The sequence below is a fragment of the Thalassotalea piscium genome, from assembly GCF_030295935.1.
GTDB classification, from domain to species: domain Bacteria; phylum Pseudomonadota; class Gammaproteobacteria; order Enterobacterales; family Alteromonadaceae; genus Thalassotalea_B; species Thalassotalea_B piscium.
The window spans coordinates 2,216,754-2,236,742 of the sequence record NZ_AP027362.1; the positions used below are offsets into that span (position 1 = coordinate 2,216,754).

Genomic DNA, 19,989 nt, shown 5'->3' on the forward strand with positions numbered 1-19,989 from the left:
ATCTAGTGCTTAAGCTTTTGCGGCTTTTATTAAATCAATGAAATGGTCAAACAATGGCGCTGCATCATGTGGACCTGGACTTGCTTCTGGGTGGCCTTGAAAACTAAATGCAGGCTTATCAGTGCGGTGAATACCTTGAAGTGAACCATCAAATAATGATTTATGCGTAACCTTTAAATTATTCGGCAAATCAGTTTCATCTACTGCAAAACCATGGTTTTGTGAAGTAATCATCACAACATTACGATCAAAGTCTTTGACTGGGTGGTTAGCACCATGATGACCAAACTTCATTTTCACTGTTTTAGCGCCACTGGCTAAACCGAGTAATTGATGGCCCAAACAAATACCAAAAACAGGTATCTCTGTAGTTAAAAATTCTTTAATTGCATTTATAGCATAGTCGCATGGTTCAGGGTCACCTGGGCCATTTGATAAAAATATACCATCAGGATTCATGGCTAATACTTCTGCTGCTGAAGTTTGAGCTGGCACTACCGTTAACTTACAACCACGGTCAACTAACATACGTAAAATATTACGTTTGGCACCAAAATCATAGGCGACCACATGAAACTCAGACGTTGTAGGTGTTACATGGCCTTTACCAAGCTCCCAACTACCTTCAGTCCACTGATAGCTTTCTTTCGTTGATACAACTTTAGCTAGATCCATTCCTTTTAAGCCAGGAAACGCTTTTGCTTGTCCTAATGCTGCCGTTTCATCATCACTTGTACCTTCAAGTGCTTTTCCGGCCAAAATACAACCGTTTTGACTGCCCTTTTCGCTCAATATTCGTGTTAATTTACGCGTATCAATATCTGCAATTCCTAAGATATTCTTACTTTTTAAATAATCACTTAAACTTTGTTCATTGCGAAAGTTACTTGCTAATAAAGGTAAATCACGAATAACTAAACCTTTTGCCCAAACAGTTGACGATTCTTCGTCTTCACTGTTTGTTCCTGTATTACCTATATGAGGATAAGTAAGGGTTACTATTTGTTCTGCATAAGAAGGATCTGTAAGAATTTCTTGGTAACCTGTCATGGCAGTATTAAACACTACCTCACCAACAGCCGCCCCTTCTGCACCAATAGCGGTGCCCTTAAATACAGTGCCGTCTTCAAGCACTAAAATGGCAGATTTAGTCAATTTAACCTCCGGTAAAGAAGAAAGAAACAAAGTAAAGGAACAACTAACCCCCCCACCCAGTACAAAAGCTTTCGATAAAAGCGCATAAAAAATGCCAAAAACAACCACTTGGTAAATTTTTGACAAAATCCACTTATTCTACGCTAAAGCGGCTCTTTCGTCTAGTATAAAATGTAAAAAGCGTTGTAATATCAACCTTAAAAAAAGCTGATAAAAAGTAATTTTGTTATATTTCCAGTACTAGTTTTTTAACCCTAGTACGTCTTGCATATCGTAGTATCCATTGGGCGCATTATTTAACCAAAATGCTGCCCGCATTGCGCCTAAAGCAAAAGTCATACGCGAACTGGCCTTATGTGTTATTTCTAACCGTTCACCAATATCTGCAAAAAATGCAGTGTGCTCGCCAACAATATCGCCAGCTCGAACTGTTGCAAAGCCAATGGTGTCTTTATCTCGTTCATCCGTTATACCCTCTCGGCCATAAACAGCACATGTTGCAAGGTCTCTACCAAGGGTATCAGCAATTACCTGTCCCATTTTAACCGCAGTACCCGAAGGAGCATCTTTTTTGAATCGATGATGAGCCTCAAAAATTTCTATATCGGTATGCTCGCCAATTGCTTTTGCAGTTATTTCCAATAACTTAAAGAGTAAATTAACCCCAACACTAGTATTAGGCGCTAATAGTACCGGCATTTTTTTACCCGCACTTTCTATCGTAGCAACCTGTTCATCGTTAAAACCTGTTGTGCCAATAACTAACGCCTTATTATGTGTTTGGCACCAAATTAAATTTTCAAGCGTAGTTTCTATTGAGGTAAAGTCAATAAACACATCAGCATCAGTTAATTGCTCATTATCTGTTACCGCTTTTATTCCAATACCACCAATACCAGCAAGTTCGCCCAGGTCAAAACCAGCAAACGAGGAGGTATTTCGCACACTACCTCCAACGAGTTCAATTGATTCATGCTCATGTGCCGCTTGTATTAAGTTGCGCCCCATGCGGCCACTGCAACCGAGTATTGCTACTTTTACTTTCATGTTATTGGTTACTCTTGTTCAAATTTAACGGATTATTCTGTTCTTCGGATAACGTTAGCTTTTCAGCAAAAGTTACGCTGTTTTCAACTTCATGTGACATTACATTGACTATTTTAAAGCTGTTGTTTTCTGCGAGTATATGATAACAAGCAAAAAATGCTGCAAACACCTCTTGTTGGTCATTTATAAAAGTCCATTGCCCACCTACTACAGTTAGCGCATTATTAACCTCGGTATAGGTAATTTGGCTAAAATTGAAGTCATTGGTATTAGCATTCTTTAACTGCATGAATATTTCAGAGAACTCTTGCATAAACGCTTCAGTAGATTGAACTAGTATTAACTTGTCTGGCGTACTTAAGGTACAAGGTAATTGATAATATTTTTTAAGGTTATCGATATCATAATCTTTAAAGCAGGTAATATAACCCTGAAAAAACACCGCTAACTTCTCTTCAATGTTCACTTGTAATATCTCATTAGGTTTCACTACTAGAATCGATATTGTGTTAAAACAAATACATCCGCGTATAAAAAAGCCCTCAATAGAGGGCTTCAAATATATTCAACAATTAGCTGACGACGGCTAATAGCTCAACGTCAAATACTAAGGTTGCATAAGGAGGAATAGCACCTTGTGAACCGCGCTCACCGTAAGCTAAGTTATAAGGTACGTATAAACGCCACTTTGAACCTTCAGTCATTAATTGTAATGCTTCAGTCCAACCAGCAATAACACCACCAACAGGGAATTCGGCTGGTTGACCGCGATCATAAGAGCTATCAAATACATCGCCGTTAATGAAAGTACCGTGGTAATGCGTACGTACTGTGCTTTGCGCAGTAGGAGTTGCACCTTCACCCGTTGCTAGTACTTCATATTGTAAACCTGATTCAGTTACAGTAACTTCATCACGTTTTGCATTTTCTGCAAGGAAAGCTTCGCCTTCAGCTGATTTTTCTTTAGCTGCTGCTTGTTCTAATTCTTGAAGCTTCTGAGAAACAACAGAAAAAGCTTCATTTAAATCTTCGTCTGAAACTTGACTAGCAACATTTGCAATAGCATCTGCTAGGCCAGCTTGTACTGCTGATACGTCAAAGTCTTTAAAAGGGTTATTACGTAATTGGTCACCTAGTTGGCGACCTACGCCGTAACTTACGCGTTGTTCAATAGTTTCGAATGTATTTTCAGACATGTAATTCACTTTTGTTTGAGTTTGCGATAAAAAATTCGCGAAATAGTAACATAAAGTTCAGCTATTCTGTAGGGTGAAACAAACGTTTTACTGTTTAATTTAGGAATTATTTATAATTATTGTAACCCGCGTTTACTTTTACCGCCAAACAGCTATAACACCAAGTTAAAATCGGGCTACTGAGTTTATGTTTTTCCGACAAGTGAAAGGCACTAGCAACTAAAGTGTCAAACTCAGTTGCTCTACCTTGCTCTACATCGTTTTGCATAGATGTTGTACTTTCAGGGGGCAAGTGTTCAAGTCCTTTCTTAATATTTTCAAGCAAACGTGGCGCTACAGTAACACCATCGGCTTTAGCAATTAATACATATTCATCTAACAACTGTTGTAAAAGTAAATAACATTGGGGATTTGATCTAATTTGACTTAACGGTTGCTCTACTAAACTAGAGATAGCAGCCCAAGGAGAAACAAACAAATATTTTGCCCAAACAGCATCGCTTATATCGTCTTTAATACTCACATTGACTTGTGCACGTTTTAAATCTTGTGCAACGTTTTCAATGATAGGAGTCAACCGATTAATCGCTTGTTGATTGTGAAGACCTTTTTTAACACCAAGCGTAATATGAGGATCACCACCAATATGTTCAATTATACCGTAATCATTTACGTTACAAATAATATTGGCAAAACCATTAACAATTTGCTTCGACGTTAAACCATAGGCAATTAACTTATTGTCAATATCTATACCATTAAGTAACGGAATAACCACTGTCTTTTTACCGCATGCACGTATAATTTCTGCAACAGCCTGTTTTAGCTGATATGACTTAACAGCGATAAAAATAACATCGTACTGTATGTTGTCGTTTATTTTTTCACTAACGTTAATAGTACTTAATAATGTATTGCCATTAATACTTTTCAGCGCAAGTCCATTACTCTTAATTGCTGACAGTTGTTTTCCCCTAGCAATAAAATCTACCTGTTGATGCGTTTTATGTTGAAGTAAACGACCACCAAAATAACCACCAATAGCACCGGTTCCAAATATTAAATAACGCACAAGAATCCCTTAATTCCAAACAACTAATACAAAATTAGCCGATCAATTAAATTTTTTGTTATAGTCTGCTGTCTAAAAATAACAATACCAAGATGAGACCCTTAATGGCTAGTGAAGACGCTGAAAATATCGCAATTACCCCTCTTATTGAAAAACGTTTAACCAGTTTACTTCCGTTTGTACTTTTTCTGCTTTTATTCTTAGGTACTGGCATTGTTTTAACATTACAAGGTGAAGAGTTTGCCTTTTATCAATTACCCGCCAGTATTGCGATAATTCCTGCGGTATTGTTCGCAATATATTTAGGTAAAGAAAGTTTAAATGACAAGGTTGCGCAGTTCATTGAAGGTGCTGGTCATCAAAACATTATAACCATGTGTATTATCTATTTATTGGCAGGGGCATTTGCTACGGTTGCTAAGGCTACTGGTAGCGTTGATGCGAGTGTTCAACTTGGCTTGTCTATTTTTCCAGATTATTTACTTTTACCTGGCTTATTTATTGTGGCTGCATTTTTATCAACGGCGATGGGCACCTCAATGGGTACCATTGCAGCAATTGCCCCTATTGCTTTGGGCTTTATCGAAAGTGCGAATTTAGATGCAAGTATAGTTGCAGGCTGTATAATTTCTGGCGCTATATTTGGCGATAACTTATCGTTTATTTCAGACACCACCATTGCCTCTACCCGCAGTCAAGGTGCGCAAATGAAGGATAAATTTAAAGTTAACTTCAAATTTGCTATTCCTGCAGCACTTATTTGTATTGTAATTTATGGGTTGATTGGCACTAGCATTCCTCACCAATTAAGCGCTGATGTATCCGTGGTTGGCTTGATCCCATACGTTACAATATTAGTATTGGCGCTTATGGGAGTGAATGTATTTGTGGTATTAATTGTTGGTATTATACTTGCCGCTTTTATTGGTATGCTAGCGAACGGTTATCAATTAGGTGCTTGGGTGAATGATATTAACCAAGGCTTTGCTAATATGCAGGACATATTTATTCTTGCATTATTTATTGGTGGTTTAAGTGAATTAGCACGGCGTCAAGGAGGTCTTGCAGCACTTACAGATCTGGTAAAACGACTAGCTAAAAAGCTTAGCCCTAACAACAATAAACGTGCCTCTGGAATAGGCATAGCCGCCCTTGCTTTTAGCTGTAACTTTTTTACTGCTAACAATACTGTTTCAATTATTATTACTGGTGATACTGCTAAAGATTTAGCAACCGATGGTGACATAACACCCGCTCAATCAGCAAGTTTACTTGATATTTTTGCTTGTATTAACCAAGGTTTATTACCCTATGGCGCGCAAGCTTTGTTACTTGGCGCTACATTAGGGTTATCACCTGTAGAAGTAGTGGTAAGTGCTTTTTACCCGATGATCCTACTTTTCGTTGCTTCATTTACATTCTGGCGATTAACAAAAAAACCTAAAAAAGCCATGATATAAAAATCAAACGCCTACTTGTTAGGCTTAACACAATTTGGCGTATTGCTAGACGAATAATATTGTTGAGCCTTAGGTAAGTTACGCGTTAAGTCAGAAATTCTAGTTGAATTTGATGGGTGAGTAGACAGAAATTCAGGCGGTGCACCTTTACTTACTTTCGCCATATTTTCCCACAGAGTAATAGCTCCTTTAGGTAAAAAGCCTGATTTAGCCATAAGGTTTTGTCCAATAATATCAGCTTCACTTTCATGTGAACGGCTATAAGGCATAATCAAACCATATTGTACACCCAAGCCTAAACCTGCCATCCATAAGCCTTTATTCTCAACATTATTGGCGGCTAATAAAACCTGTGCACTCGATACTGCAATCTGACTTGCAAAATTTGCCGACATTCGTTCATTCGAGTGATGTTCAATAACATGCCCAACTTCATGACCAATAATTGCGGCTAATTGATGTTGATTTTCAGCAACATTCAAAATACCCGTATAAACACCAATTTTACCGCCAGGTAGAGCAAATGCATTCACCTGTTTAGAATCAAAAACGATAACTTCCCAAGCCCCTTTGTGTACATCGGCTGGAACATTAGCGGTAATTTTATCCGCAACACAATACACATAGTTATTCAGTAAAGTATCTTGCGATATTTTCTGACTTTGCTTCATTTCATCAAAAGACTGTGCGCCCATTTTATTGAGCTCGTTGTCAGAGAAAAGCATAATTTGATTGCGACCAGTTGACGACTTTGTGCATGCAGAAAGTGTTAATACAGCCAAACAACATAATAGTTTAATTTTCACAAGGCATCCTTTAAAGCTTATATGTCTTAGAGAGAGTAGTTTGATAGCTTATGTACAATTAAGATTAAACATGACTAAAGTATCAAAGCAATAAGTTTCGTACTTATAAAAATAAGGGCAAAAGTCTATTAAATCAACGGTTGCAATTTAAAAGACTGATGCCACTTTACTTAAGACGAAGACTGGTTGATGAATTATTGCTTTATTTTGAACTCAGCTACAACAGTATTAAGCCCTTGAGCTGCACTATTCAATGTAGATGCTTCATTAGCTAACTCTTCCGCTTGTGTTGCTGAACGATTCATTAATTCGGTAATTGAAATTAAATTATGGCTAATTTCTTCAGTAGTAGTCGTTTGCTGCCCTGTCGCTGAAGCTATTTGGTTATTTTGCTGCTTCACATTGTTAATTGCGGTACTAATATCAGCTAATGCATTTTGCATAGTTTGAGCACGTTCAGTACTAGTTTGTGTTTGTGCTTGCCCTTTTTGCATGCTCGCTTCAGCTTCACGCGCGATAAGTTGTAATTTTTCAACCATGTCTCGAATATCTTTAGTACTATCTTGAGTTCTAGCAGCTAAAGATCGCACTTCATCTGCAACTACCGCAAAGCCTCGCCCTTGTTCACCAGCACGAGCCGCTTCTATTGCAGCATTCAGTGCAAGAAAATTGGTTTGGTCTGCAATTGCTTTAATCACATCAACAACAGCGCCTATATTCTCTGACTCCTTTGCCAAACCCACTACAACAGAAAGTGCTTGTTCCATATTATCAGCGAGCAACTGCATATCGTTTAACCCATCTACTGATAACTTTTGACCATGCAAAGCGTGTTCTTCAGCATCATTAGCTGCACTACTTGCATGAGCAGCATTATTACTAATTTCTTGAGTAGTGGCTGTCATTTCATGTACTGCCGAAGATACATTCTCTAATTGAACATTCCCTTGTTGAATTTCTTCGTTGGTTGACTCGGTAATACTTGATAATGTTTCACTGCTATTATTAACAGAATGCGCTTGCTCTGATATTTGTAAAAACAAATGTCGAAGCTTAGCTGTAAACTGGTTAAAGTATTGAGCTAGAGCGCCTACTTCGTCTTGGCTGTCTATATGTATTTCTTGAGTTAGGTCACCATTACCGCTAGCGATGTCGCGCATGCGATTTATTAGTTGCTGTAGTGGCTGAATGATCATTGCAGTCATTAACCATACAACAAGTAAAATAATGGCTAAAATAATAACAGTTAATGCCACAGCCCAATTTACCGCGCTTTGTACCGGCCCATCGATTAATTCAACCGGTACTAACAATGCCACTAACCAATTCATCTGAGGGAATTCTAAACTAACAGGTTGTGTATAGGCGTAATAAACGTCGCCATTTAGGTGAACTTCTATACGTTGTGCTTGGTTAGACTTTGCCGCTTCAGCAAGCTCTGCAAACCCTTTGTTACCATCGCTCGCATTATCAAAATTTGTTAACGGATCATTCGGCACGTACGCCAAACCCGCTTGACTAGAAAAGTGAACAATATTGCCTTGTTCATCTAATAAAACCGGCAGACCTTGGCCTTGATAGCGTATAGTTTCAATTTTATCCCCTACTTTATTGATGTGTAAATCAATCCCACCTATTCCTAATAAACTTCCGTCAGAGGTATAAATTGGACTTTGCACAACAGTTGAAATAATGCCTGTATTTAAATCTGCAGACGGAGAGTTTACAAAATAACGATTTTTCTTTAAAGCAGCGTTATACCAAGGGCGCTTAGTGGCAAAATAACCTTTATCAACAACACCAGCATCAGCCCCTGAGGTATCAACACCGGTACGGCCATTCTCTTTAAAGTACTCTCCTGTACGATTTAAAGCGAAAAACGCTGAAAGAATATTAGGATCACGGCTACTCACAGTGACCAAACTATTATTAACGGCGTTATAACCTTCAATTTGCTGTAAGTTTGCCCCTCGACTTGGATATTTTTCAAACCACTCAATAAAGTAAGGTGTTTCTAGAAATGTTCGAGCAACCTGAGCGTACTGCACAAAAAAACTACTGACACCCTGAGCTTCTTGTTGCATTAACGATGCAACATTATTATTGACCTCATTTTGAGTCAATTTTTTAAATGATTAACAACTAAGAGCGACGTTAAGAGTAGAAGTATTGCTACTGCTCCGCCTATACTGATGAGTAGCTTCTGTCTAATGGTTGCTTGTTTAAAAAAGCGCATCTTAATTCTCCGCTGTTTAACGCTGTTATCAATATAAAAAGCGTTATTTATTATTATTAGGCTGAGCGTTAATAGCTTAGTAAGCTAAATTCGCAACTAGCAAGTTGAAAATAGTATTATGGCGTTAAATTACTTTCAATAACAATTGTAAAAAGCCACCCAGCTAATACTTGTAATTACTAGGCTGTCCAGTTACATGCAGTGCAACTAAATTCTTTTTTAACAATACGTTATAATTTCACTCTATTCAGTAAACATACGACAAAAATGATTTTAAGTACGATAAAACACATAAAAAGTATAACTAGAGAGTAAAATAGTGACTAACCTGTATTAAAATCGCTACAAACTGTATAAATAACACACTAGACTGCAGTGAATTAATCGTATTAATTCAATAATTTTTTGAATTTGTAAACATTAGTTAAGATTAGTAAATAGCACTTACTTCTACAGCATAGCCTTAATAATTAAGCGTATTTACAGTCATTATTGATACTATACCAATCTCACTAACTATGTGATCATTTCTACTGGCTAAAACAGTCAACTACTGCGTTATTTATTTTATAATTATCGCTACAAGGATGTAGCTTATGTGGGCAATGCTGGAGCATAATTGCCCTGAACAACTAGTTATGAAAATAAACGCCTTGTATTTGGCTGTTTTTACTGCGTATAAAATAGATCACTTAATTAATGAAACTGGTATTACTCAATGTACGCTAGGTTAAACAGTCCGTTTTATCACTTTATTAAGGTATTTATGTCTTTGCTTTCACTATAGATATCCGAAGGTTTAAAACCTAAAGTAATATGAAAATCTTTTTGCTTTAATAGAAATCCTTGCCTAAAACGTTGACCCTGTTCAGAGCTAGCCACAACAAAATAAGTTGCGCTTTTATCTTTCTCTACTCGCCCAAGACCGTGCAAGTTCACAGTAAAGCGTTGATCTAACACTAGCTGTTCCTTATTAATATTTTGATATTCATAAGGGTTGATTAAGGTTAAATGTAGTTTACCATGATCTCTTAACATTTGATTTTGACGATAATGAACAAACTCGTCATTTAATACGTTTTTTAATTGTGCTAAATAAATAGCTACTGTGGCTTTATTAACAACTCCGCCAAGATAAACTAAACCTTGATTATCAGTTAATTCAACTACTGATATTTCTATCGTTTTAGATAGGCTATCGCTAGGAACAATTTGCTTAAGGGCTTTTGCTTGATGTGGCAGTATTTTAGGGTTTTTTGAGGTATTCATGACAGACTCGGCAAAAGTTGGTGTTATGCTTTTAGCAAGTAAAGCTTCGAGTGGTAATACACACAACCCGAACATTATACCCATGTAAAAAAATGTAAATTTCAATTTAATATAGTTCCTTTCTAGTGATTTAAAACAGCAAATGTTGCCAAAGCTATAGCATGTTTGTGTGTTATTATGCATTTTATTACTAAAGACATACATTGTACTTATGAAATTTATTATTACGCCTGAGTTATTTAATAACCTTGCTATCACCTTATTTGATTTTCGCTGGCGAATTTTAATTTGGGGCATTTGCTCCTTTATTTTATCTTTTGTGCTGCAACAGCAACTGCACTCAAAAGCACCATTGTCTTTACTATTTATAACATTATTTTTATTGTTTTTAGCTTTACAGTCTTTAGTGATTTCTGCCTTTATCTTCTTTTTTCATCGATTACCTTCAAACATAAATCAAAATAATAGTTTACATCGATTTTACCGAATAATTGAATGGTGTGAGGCGCTACTTTTTGCACTATTGTTACCTCTGCCATTACTCCTCTTTATCTACGCATTATGGGTTATATAATATGACAGCATTGGTAGCAGAATTCACCCCATTAAAAAAAGTATTAATTATTGGTGCTAGTGGTTTAACTGGCCAAGCATTACTTAAAGAGCTGTCTGTAGATCAAACAAATACAGAAATACACTTACTGCTTCGACAAAAGCTTCCAACACTAACTGCCGATAATATTTATCAACATATTATCGACTTTAATAATATCCAAATATTTGAATACTTGTTTCAATGTGATGTGGTATTTTGCTGCTTAGGCACAACCCTTCGCAAAGCGAAAACTAAGGAAAACTTCAAAGCGATAGATATCGATCTTGTAAAAAAATGTGCGCAATTAGCAAGTGGTAATAGCAGTAAGTTAATTGTAGTTAGCGCTTTAGGTGCCAATAGTAATTCTTGGTTTTTTTATAATAAGTGTAAGGGTGAAATGCAAAACAAAGTAATAGAAGTTTGCGCTTCAAACCAGACGCAAGTATTATTTTGTCAGCCTAGTCTGCTAACAGGTGAGCGGCAAGAAAAGCGAACTGCAGAATCATTTAGCGCTCAAATAAGTCAGTTGTTAAGTTTTGTTTGGTATGGTTTTATGAAACGCTTTAAGCCGATCTCTGCACAACAGTTAGCTAAAGGGATGATAGTGCTTGCACAAAGGCAAACAAGCGATAAGGTTATGTTTATTAACAACCAAACTTTGCATCATTTAAGTAAAAAACATTAAATATGGCGTTGTTTTTGAGCGTACATTCCTAACAATAAAAATATACTTATAACACTAGGTACAATATACAAACTCGGAATTTTATTTAGCTGCTGATTTAACAAACTGGTTAAGTAAACCGTTAATAAGCCGTAACCAAAAGCACACACCACAACAAAAATTAAGCTTCGCACAATAAAATGTTGATTCCTTACTAGTTGTCGCAGGGCATTATTAATATCGTTACCAAAAATCACCAATAGCGTTGCAATAATTGCCAACGCTGTTTGATATTGGTACTGACGGAACCCTTGCCCTAACTCAATTAACCATTCACTCATTAGCTGACCCCATGATTGGCTAATAAGGCGACTAAATCGTCTTCGGTCATAATGTTAATACCAAGGTCTTGTGCTTTGGTTAATTTAGATCCTGCTTTCTCGCCTGCAACTAGGTAATGGGTATTAGCTGAAACACTCCCCGACACTTTTGCCCCTAACGTTTGTAATTTTGCTTTGGCATCATTTCGCCCCATCTGGTTTAATGTGCCAGTTAGTACAAAGGTTTTGCCTAATAAAGGTTGTTCATCCGCTGATTTATTATTTATTTCAGGCCATGTCAGAATACTTTCAAGCTGCTCAACTACTTCTATATTGTGAGGTTGTTTAAAGAAGTTATAAATATTTTTAGCAACAATTACCCCAACATCACTCACTTTTTGTAATTCATCTTCATTAGCAGACTTTATTTTAGCTAATGTTAAAAAGTGTGTGGCTAAATTATTTGCCGTTGCTTCCCCCACTTCTCGAATACCTAGCGCATAAATAAACTTAGCTAATGTAGTTTCTTTTGACTTTTCGATAGCGTTAATTAAATTACTTGCTGATTTTTGCCCCATACGTTCCATAGTGCTAATGCTTAACTCTGTTAAGCTGAATAAATCAGCTGGTGTCTGTATTAAACCTTCATCAACCATCTGTTCAACAAGTTTATCACCCAAACCGTCAATATCGAGTGCTTTACGTGACGAAAAGTGCTTTATCGCTTCTTTTCTCTGTGCACCGCAAAACAGACCACCACTACAACGCAGCACAGCTTCACCTTCAACTTTAATAGCTGATGATTGACAAACGGGACATTCTGTAGGGAAAGTAATCTCTTTAGCATCTTCTGGTCGTCTTTCAAGAACGACACTCACTATTTGGGGGATAACATCACCTGCACGACGAATAATAACGGTATCTCCGACTTTTATTCCTAGTCGGGTAATTTCATCTTGATTATGCAAAGTTGCATTACTAACAGTAACACCTCCAACGGATACAGGCTGCAAACGAGCAACAGGTGTTATTGCTCCTGTACGCCCAACTTGAAACTCAACACCTTGTAGCAAAGTTAACTCTTCTTGTGCTGGAAATTTATAAGCAGTAGCCCATCGAGGTGCCCTAGCAACAAAGCCCAACCGTTTTTGCTGTTCAATACTATCTACTTTAAATACGGTGCCATCTATTTCGTATGAAAGCTGATCACGTTTAGCTAAAATATCTCGATAAAAGCTATCGACCTGCTCCGTACTTTTTAGCAGCTTAACTTCAGGACACATCGCAAAGCCGAGTGTTTTTAATTGGCATAAGCGTTGGTAGTGCGATTTTGCTAACCATTGCTGTGCTTTTTCAGTGCTTTGTTGATGTTCTACATAACCTAAGCCATAAGCATAAAAAGCTAAATTACGCTTTGCAGTAATTTTAGAGTCTAACTGTCGTAAACTACCCGCTGCTGCATTGCGGGGATTTGCAAAAGTTTTTTCATTTTTAGCGATTGCGGTAGCATTAAGTTTTTCAAAACTCGCTTTAGGCATAAAAACTTCGCCGCGAACTTCAATCACTTCAGGGTAATCTTCACCTGAAAGTCTAAGAGGTATTGACTTAATTGTTCGCACATTTTCTGTTATGTTTTCTCCAACGCTACCATCACCGCGAGTGGCTGCCTGCACAAAAACACCTTGTTCATAACGAAGGCTTACTGCAAGTCCATCAAGTTTAGGCTCAGCACAAAACTCAATATTATTGCTAGTACCAAGTCGATCTGAAATACGAGTAACGAACGACTGCCATTCTTGTGCTGAAAACACATTATCAAGTGATAACATTGGCAGTTGATGAGTGACTTGCGAAAACACCTTTAACGCTTCACCGCCAACACGTTGCGAAGGTGAATCGATTGATTTCAGTTTAGGGTATTTATTTTCAAGCGCGATTAGCTCCCTCATTAACCTATCATATTCTGCATCTGGCACTGTTGGCTGATCCAGTACGTAATATTGGTGGTTATATTGATTAAGCAGTTGATGAAGTTGAATAATGCGATCTTGGCTTGAAGTTTCAGACATAAGTGTATTTTAGCTTTTAATTAGTAGTGTAAGGCGTAAGTTATCTCAAAATAACTCACGCTTTATAAGGGAGTTGTAGTTACGCCTGTGCAATTCGGCTTTTACGTTCAAACTCTCGGATCTTACTCGTGTAATGTTGTTCAGTTTGTTTAGTCATAACACTGCGCTTATCATCAAGCAATTGTCCGTTAAATTCCATTGCGAGCTGTTTTGCTGCAGACATCATTTGTTCAAATACTTCAAATGGATCCCCGGCATTAGGCAGTGTCATGAATAAGCTAATGCCTTGTGTAGTAAAGCTCTCTATTTCATCTAAGTTAAATGTACCTGGATTCATCATATTAGCTAAACTAAAAGTAACCTTACCATTACCGGCATTATCTTGATGGCGATGAAATATATCCATATCACCATATCGCAACCCTAATGTTAATAAAGCAGGTAGTAAAGCGGCACCGCTTATTGTGTTGTCTTCATTCATAACAACAGAAACAACGATCACTTCTGGCGTAATTTCAACGTTTGCTTTTCTCTGTGCGTTAAGATCAGCATTATCAGTTGTAGATACACTTGGTACCGGTTCATTATTTGGCTCTACAGGCAATTCATCACCAAAGTTTATTTCCATTTGATTACGCTTAATTGCAGCTTTGCGCTCTGACCGTTTTTTTGGCTCTTCATTTCTAATTGTTGTTTGCTTGGGTTGTGAAACAGGCGCTTGATAAACAGGCTTAGCAGCTTGTACATGATCTTGAACTTTTTCATCAAGCACTGAATGTGTCGATACATTATCTCTTTGCATTGAGGCCGTTGATAAAGATATTTCTTCGACATTGCACGATTCAGTATGCATTTGAGCTGGCGGAGGCGTATTTTGTGGAGGAGTCCCCGTAATATCTGATAAGTCACCCAATGTTGGTTCGAGTGTTGGTTTATTATGTGAACGTTTTTCTATGTCTTGCGGAAGAGGCTCTTCATCATAAGTAGGTGCTGGTGCTGCTTCTTGTGGTATTTCATTTTGATTTAATACGGTTTCACCAACAACACGCACACGACCTATGCCATCTTGATCAAAACCTGCACCATCAAAACCACGCTCGGCTGACTCAAACTTTTCACCCTTTGCCACTTTTGCTTTGAGCTTATAAGGATTTTTGTTCTTTCTAATGGTCCAAAATCCATGAATAAAAATAGCTGCTATGATGACAGCACTAAGAATAATTAATACGTTTCTGAAATTATCTTCCATTACCTAGCCTATGATTATAATATTTTTTGCTATGATACTTCTGCCATTGCAATAGCTTCGTCTATGTCCACCGACACTATTCGCGATACACCCGCTTCAAACATAGTAACGCCAGTTAAGTGACTCGCCATTTCCATCGCAATCTTATTATGACTAATATAAACAAATTGTACTGTTTGTGACATTTCTCTTACTAGATTACAAAACCGTCCCACATTTGCATCATCGAGTGGTGCATCAACTTCATCTAACATGCAAAAGGGCGCAGGGTTTAAACGAAATATTGCAAACACCAATGATAAAGCGGTTAACGCTTTTTCTCCACCAGATAATAAATGAATTGTACTATTTTTTTTACCCGGAGGTCTTGCCATTATTGTTACACCTGTTTCTAGTAAGTCTTCTCCGGTGAGGGTTAAATATGCTTGCCCTCCTCCAAACACCTTAGGAAACAATTGCTGTAAGTCTATGTTTACTTGATCGAAGGTTGCTTTAAACTTCTGACGGCTTTCTCGATCAATTTTTGCTATCGCTGATTCTAACGTTGAAATGGCAAGATTTAAATCCTCATCTTGCTGATCTAAGTAATTTTTGCGTGTTAGTTGGCTATTATATTCATCAATTGCTGCTAAATTAATCGGTCCTAGTTGCCCTATATCTTTTGCTAAGCGAATAATTTGTGCCTGCCATTGACTTTCTGTAGCATTTTGCGGAATATTCTGTTTTACACTCTCTAAATGCTGACCCATTTCTATTATTTGCTCGTGTGCATTTTCAGCTTTTAATCGAGCACTTTCATGATTTAAGTTCAATTGATTTAATGCTACATTCAATTGCTCTAGTTGCTTTAACTTTTGTTGTTGTAGCTGTTCATTCTGCTCCAGTTGCTGCTCTAACGTTATCACTTGTTGATGCAGTGCCGTTATCTTTTCTTCAACGCTTCCTAGTTCTGTTAACCAAGATTGCAATTGATGTTCATCTTCAATAAATGGCGCTGTATTATCTTCTAATAACTGATGATTAGCTTGCTGTTGCTCAGTAAGCTGATTAATAGTGTCGTGGTAGCGTTCAACGTTAATTTGACCATGTTGATACTGTTGCTTAGATTGTTCTATTAACAGCTCTAATGCGTGTTTTTTTTGTTGAAACAACTGCACAGTTTGCTGCAACTCTTTTACTTGTATTTGTAACTGCTCATTTTTTTCTGCAAGTGCTTTATCGTCAGTTAATCTTTCGTCGTATTTAGCGTTATTAAATTGATCACTCTGGCTTTGTTCTTGTAAATGTTCTGCTAATAGCTGTTGTTCTTTATTTAAGAGTAACGTTAAAGATAAACGCTCTTGTATTAACTCATCTTGTTGTTTGCTTACTTGTTGTTGACGCTGAAGTGTTAACGCCTGCTGCTGCTCTTGATCTGTAATTTGTTGTTGTAAAGATTTTAGTTTTACTTCATCTTTCGTAATTGTCGATTTCGTTTGGGTGATAGTATCTGTTTGTACTTGCTGTATTAACAATAGTCCTTCAAGCGACGACTCTTGCTCTGACAGCTTCTTTTTAAGTTGTAAAAGCTTTTCTTGCTGTTGAAAGAAGCCCTGCTCTGTTGAGAGCGCTCCTTTGTATAAAAAGTCGTGTCCTATCCAAGTACCATCTGAACAAACAACACTTTGGTGCGGTTTCAAGCTTGCTATACGTTCTTTTGCTTCACTATAATTTTCTGCTAAATAGACCTGACTCAGAATTGAATAAAGAACGGAATTATCTTCGTTTTTAAGGCTAACTTTCGTCGCAAGTGTATTACCAACATCACTATTAGTTTTACTTTCATTTTTTGGTTCAGCGTACTTAATTAACCTAATAATCTCAGGGGTGCTTTCTGTATTCTCGGTAACCAAGCTAATTGGCCATTCATTGAGGTTGCCAATCAACATATCGGCCTTTAACGCTTCAGCTAACACTGTTTCAACCGCGTGTTCCCAACCCGCTGTTACACTAATACGACTACTCAATGACTGTTGCCCTTGCTGTAACGCTTGCAACCAATCCTGTTGTATTTTTTGCCATTGTTGTTTATGGGCTTGTTGAACTTCAAGTTCGTTAATATTCTGTTTAAGTAACTCAATTACACCTTGCAACTGTCCGTGTTCAATACTTCCTGAATGAGTATTGTGCTGCAGTTCACTGAGCTCTTGTTTATGCTGTTCGATTTTTTCTTGTAATAAATGCGCAGTATCTAGCAAAGTGGATAACTCTATAGCTTCTGAACTGTCTAAGTTTACATTTTGCTGTTCAAGTTTAGTTAAACGCGAATTTAACACCGTTATTTGCGCTTGAAGATGCTCAATACGAGACTCATGCTGCTGCAGTTTTTTACTATCAGCCAAGCGCTTTTCATTATGTACTTGCTGAGCACTTAGTGTTAATTGCCATTGTGTTTGAACTTGTTGCTGCTCTTTACTGACAATGTCTAGGTTGATTTGCGCTGCTTGTAATTTTTCAATTATTTGTGCATGTTCTGGCTGGTTTTGGTTTAATTGCTCGCGGTATTGCTCAAGATTACTTTGCGCTGCCGTTAATGCCGATTGCGCATTAGTAAGCTGCTGCTGGTTTAACCCCTGATCAATTTTTATTTTTTGTTGCTGTTGCTGAAAGTGTTTAATACGCTGCTCTGCCGCGGCAACTTTTTGTGCTAAATGAAGTTTTTCTTGTTGATAATTTTGTAATTGTTCATTAACAGACTTTAGTTGTTGTTTAATAGCAACTAAGCCAAAGTGTTGGTCTTGTTGATGTTGCTCAACTTGGCAAATTTTTTCTGCAACTTTCTGATGCTCCTGTTGAGTGTCTATGCATTGTTGATTAAACTTTTCCCACTTTATAAAAGCTAATTCAGCTTTATATTTACGCTCTTGCGTTTTCAGTGTTTTAAATCGAGTTGCTGCTTCTGCTTGCTGGTGCAAATGTTCAATTTGTTGACCTAATTCGAAACGAATATCGGTTAATCTTTCTAAGTTTTCGCGTGTATGTCGAATTCTATTTTCAGTGTCTCTTCGTCGTTCTTTATATTTGGAAATACCCGCAGCTTCTTCAATAAAAACTCGAAGTTCGTGTGGTTTTGACTCAATTAAGCGAGAAATAGTACCTTGTTCAATTATCGCATAGCTTCTAGGTCCTAAACCCGTCCCTAAAAATATATCTGTGATATCACGACGGCGACATTTAGTACCATTGAGGTAGTAGGTGTTTTGGCTGTCTCGATTAACTACTCGTCTAATTGAAACTTCATTGCGATCAGCCATACTGCCATCTAGCCGGCCAGATATGTTATCAAAAACAAGTTCAACACTTGCTTGGCCCACAGCTTTACGTGTATTAGCACCATTAAATATAACATCAGTCATAGCATCGCCACGCAAGTTTTTAGCCGAGCTTTCGCCCAACACCCACCGCACAGCATCGATTATATTAGATTTTCCACAACCATTAGGGCCAACAATAGCAGTCATATCATGTTCAAACGATACTTTAGTTTGATCAACAAATGATTTAAATCCCGCTAATTTAATATGCTTCAGTCGCATAAAATTAGATAACTCTCGCTTAAATGGTAAATAGTGAAAAGAAACATCACTCTAGCAGAAATAATAGGGCTTTGTAACAATAAGTCGCTGTTCAATAGCGCTCAATGTTTTTATAATCAAGTTAGGTTGATATTGCTGTCTAACTTAGATACTGCAATCAATATTCAACACACCCTTGCTTATCACGATTATCATGGAGAAATAGTAAACAATGCTTGCAAACAGTGGTGCCGGTTATTTTTTTAAAGGCTTTGAACTAATAAGGATGAAAGGAATAAGACGCTTTGTGTTTATTCCATTAATTATTAATTTAGTGTTATTTTCAGTTGCTTTTTATTATCTCTTTTTAGAGTTACAAACCTACATGGACGCTATTGAAGCTTGGTTACCAGAATGGCTTTCTTGGTTAAGTGTAGTGATATGGCCAGTCGCCGTATTATTTATCTTAGTGATGTTCTCATTTATTTTTAGTTCCGTTGCAAACTGGTTAGCAGCACCTTTTAACGGTTTATTGTCTGAAAAAATGGAAGCTCTCTTAACAAATGAACAACCACCATCAGGAAATGCATTTGAGATAGTTAAAGATATTCCAAGAACCTTAAGCAGAGAATGGTGTAAATTTCGTTATTATATACCTAGAGCAATTGGCTTTTTGCTGCTGTATTGGATATTGCCTGTCATTGGACAAATTTTATGGTTTTTATTTTTAGCCTGGATGATGGCTATTCAATATAAAGATTACCCTTTTGATAATCATAAAGTTAACTTTGATGAAATGAAAAATGCGCTGCAAGAACGTAAAGGCTTAAGTTATAGTTTTGGTATTATTACTGCGTTGTTTTCAATGTTACCCATTGTGAACTTAGTTGTTATGCCTGTTGCCATTTGTGGCGCTACTGCCCTTTGGGTAGATCACTACCGAAGTCATTATCGCTAATTTATTAACGATAAAAAAGGGAGCTTAACTAGCTCCCTTTAATGTTTATTCAAGCGATGTGTAATTAACTAACCTGAACTTTGGATAATGGATGTAAGTAAAAAACATATAAATGTCATTTGTTACAATACTGTAAATTGCTTCTTTATAAATACTAAGTGCATGTTTACTACCAAGGCTATAAGTTTTGTGTGAATCAAGGCTGATTTGTGTACCTAATAGCCGGCTATTAGTAGCAAATTAACGGTTTTTAGTTTCAGACAAAACCAAGTACCTACGTCCATGCAGGCAACGCAGATACCCATAAAAATCATAGCTTTGGTGTACTTAGCTTATCCC

At 37.2% G+C, this 19,989-nt stretch carries 17 protein-coding genes; 5 read left to right on the forward strand and 12 right to left on the reverse strand.

Annotated elements, in window-relative coordinates:
* Positions 1-9 precede the first annotated feature (9 nt).
* The 5 genes from carA to QUD79_RS09665 form a co-directional block, all read right to left on the reverse strand.
* On the reverse strand, positions 10-1,155 hold the full coding sequence (gene carA / locus QUD79_RS09645; RefSeq protein ID WP_184422680.1) for a glutamine-hydrolyzing carbamoyl-phosphate synthase small subunit: 1,146 nt from the start codon (positions 1,153-1,155) through the stop codon (positions 10-12).
* Positions 1,156-1,395: 240 nt separating this feature from the next.
* The gene (gene dapB, locus QUD79_RS09650) at positions 1,396-2,202 is read right to left on the reverse strand and encodes a 4-hydroxy-tetrahydrodipicolinate reductase (protein WP_184422682.1); all 807 of its coding nucleotides are present in this window, start codon (positions 2,200-2,202) and stop codon (positions 1,396-1,398) included.
* A gap of 1 nt (position 2,203) precedes the next feature.
* A complete protein-coding gene (locus tag QUD79_RS09655) occupies positions 2,204-2,692 on the reverse strand; it encodes a DUF6841 family protein (protein WP_184422684.1) in 489 nt (162 codons plus the stop codon).
* An 82-nt stretch (positions 2,693-2,774) separates the two neighbouring features.
* On the reverse strand, positions 2,775-3,398 hold the full coding sequence (gene bamJ / locus QUD79_RS09660; protein WP_184422686.1) for a BamJ family beta-barrel-assembly machinery protein: 624 nt from the start codon (positions 3,396-3,398) through the stop codon (positions 2,775-2,777).
* A 106-nt stretch (positions 3,399-3,504) separates the two neighbouring features.
* The gene (locus tag QUD79_RS09665) at positions 3,505-4,470 is read right to left on the reverse strand and encodes a ketopantoate reductase family protein (RefSeq protein ID WP_184422689.1); all 966 of its coding nucleotides are present in this window, start codon (positions 4,468-4,470) and stop codon (positions 3,505-3,507) included.
* A gap of 104 nt (positions 4,471-4,574) precedes the next feature.
* On the opposite strand from QUD79_RS09665, the gene QUD79_RS09670 reads away from it, so the two are divergent.
* Positions 4,575-5,930, forward strand: coding sequence for a Na+/H+ antiporter NhaC family protein (locus QUD79_RS09670; protein WP_184422691.1), 1,356 nt, complete (start codon positions 4,575-4,577; stop codon positions 5,928-5,930).
* Between the two features lie 11 nt (positions 5,931-5,941).
* Here QUD79_RS09670 and QUD79_RS09675 read toward each other — a convergent pair whose 3' ends face one another.
* Entirely contained in the window at positions 5,942-6,736 is a 795-nt protein-coding gene (locus QUD79_RS09675; RefSeq protein ID WP_286287883.1) for a M48 family metallopeptidase, read from the reverse strand.
* Between the two features lie 194 nt (positions 6,737-6,930).
* Positions 6,931-8,859: a methyl-accepting chemotaxis protein gene (locus tag QUD79_RS09680; protein ID WP_281401794.1), complete on the reverse strand. Its 1,929-nt coding sequence runs from the start codon at positions 8,857-8,859 to the stop codon at positions 6,931-6,933.
* A 709-nt stretch (positions 8,860-9,568) separates the two neighbouring features.
* Here QUD79_RS09680 and QUD79_RS09685 point away from each other — a divergent pair.
* On the forward strand, positions 9,569-9,706 hold the full coding sequence (locus QUD79_RS09685; protein WP_184422695.1) for a hypothetical protein: 138 nt from the start codon (positions 9,569-9,571) through the stop codon (positions 9,704-9,706).
* 13 nt (positions 9,707-9,719) lie between these two features.
* Here QUD79_RS09685 and QUD79_RS09690 read toward each other — a convergent pair whose 3' ends face one another.
* Positions 9,720-10,346 carry a hypothetical protein gene (locus QUD79_RS09690; RefSeq protein ID WP_184422697.1) on the reverse strand — a complete coding sequence of 209 codons (627 nt, stop codon included), beginning with the start codon at positions 10,344-10,346 and terminating at the stop codon, positions 9,720-9,722.
* Positions 10,347-10,452: 106 nt separating this feature from the next.
* Here QUD79_RS09690 and QUD79_RS09695 point away from each other — a divergent pair, with 106 nt between their 5' ends.
* Positions 10,453-10,815, forward strand: a complete 363-nt coding sequence (locus tag QUD79_RS09695; RefSeq protein ID WP_184422699.1) for a hypothetical protein — start codon at positions 10,453-10,455, stop codon at positions 10,813-10,815.
* A gap of 1 nt (position 10,816) precedes the next feature.
* Positions 10,817-11,521 carry a Rossmann-fold NAD(P)-binding domain-containing protein gene (locus QUD79_RS09700; protein ID WP_184422701.1) on the forward strand — a complete coding sequence of 235 codons (705 nt, stop codon included), beginning with the start codon at positions 10,817-10,819 and terminating at the stop codon, positions 11,519-11,521.
* Here the strand turns inward: QUD79_RS09700 and QUD79_RS09705 are convergent.
* The 4 genes from QUD79_RS09705 to smc all read right to left on the reverse strand — a co-directional run bounded on the left by QUD79_RS09705 (position 11,518) and on the right by smc (position 18,713).
* On the reverse strand, positions 11,518-11,841 hold the full coding sequence (locus QUD79_RS09705; RefSeq protein ID WP_184422703.1) for a DUF3392 domain-containing protein: 324 nt from the start codon (positions 11,839-11,841) through the stop codon (positions 11,518-11,520). The genes QUD79_RS09700 and QUD79_RS09705 overlap by 4 nt on opposite strands.
* Entirely contained in the window at positions 11,841-13,889 is a 2,049-nt protein-coding gene (gene ligA / locus QUD79_RS09710; RefSeq protein ID WP_184422705.1) for an NAD-dependent DNA ligase LigA, read from the reverse strand. The genes QUD79_RS09705 and ligA overlap by 1 nt, the downstream gene beginning before the upstream one ends.
* 79 nt (positions 13,890-13,968) lie before the next feature.
* A complete protein-coding gene (gene zipA, locus QUD79_RS09715) occupies positions 13,969-15,138 on the reverse strand; it encodes a cell division protein ZipA (RefSeq protein ID WP_184422708.1) in 1,170 nt (389 codons plus the stop codon).
* Between the two features lie 29 nt (positions 15,139-15,167).
* Entirely contained in the window at positions 15,168-18,713 is a 3,546-nt protein-coding gene (gene smc, locus QUD79_RS09720; RefSeq protein WP_184422717.1) for a chromosome segregation protein SMC, read from the reverse strand.
* A gap of 211 nt (positions 18,714-18,924) precedes the next feature.
* Between smc and cysZ the strand changes: the two genes are divergently transcribed.
* Complete coding sequence (gene cysZ / locus QUD79_RS09725; RefSeq protein WP_184422719.1) at positions 18,925-19,650, forward strand: sulfate transporter CysZ; 726 nt, start codon at positions 18,925-18,927, stop codon at positions 19,648-19,650.
* Positions 19,651-19,989: the final 339 nt, after the last annotated feature.

Coding starts and splice junctions, on each gene's coding strand:
- QUD79_RS09685 (WP_184422695.1), top strand. CDS start 9,569: ATGTGGGCAATGCTGGAGCATAATTGCCCTGAACAACTAGTTATGAAA.
- QUD79_RS09705 (WP_184422703.1), bottom strand. CDS start 11,841: ATGAGTGAATGGTTAATTGAGTTAGGGCAAGGGTTCCGTCAGTACCAA.
- QUD79_RS09700 (WP_184422701.1), top strand. CDS start 10,817: ATGACAGCATTGGTAGCAGAATTCACCCCATTAAAAAAAGTATTAATT.
- QUD79_RS09695 (WP_184422699.1), top strand. CDS start 10,453: ATGAAATTTATTATTACGCCTGAGTTATTTAATAACCTTGCTATCACC.
- zipA (WP_184422708.1), bottom strand. CDS start 15,138: ATGGAAGATAATTTCAGAAACGTATTAATTATTCTTAGTGCTGTCATC.
- cysZ (WP_184422719.1), top strand. CDS start 18,925: ATGCTTGCAAACAGTGGTGCCGGTTATTTTTTTAAAGGCTTTGAACTA.
- ligA (WP_184422705.1), bottom strand. CDS start 13,889: ATGTCTGAAACTTCAAGCCAAGATCGCATTATTCAACTTCATCAACTG.
- QUD79_RS09670 (WP_184422691.1), top strand. CDS start 4,575: ATGGCTAGTGAAGACGCTGAAAATATCGCAATTACCCCTCTTATTGAA.
- dapB (WP_184422682.1), bottom strand. CDS start 2,202: ATGAAAGTAAAAGTAGCAATACTCGGTTGCAGTGGCCGCATGGGGCGC.
- bamJ (WP_184422686.1), bottom strand. CDS start 3,398: ATGTCTGAAAATACATTCGAAACTATTGAACAACGCGTAAGTTACGGC.
- smc (WP_184422717.1), bottom strand. CDS start 18,713: ATGCGACTGAAGCATATTAAATTAGCGGGATTTAAATCATTTGTTGAT.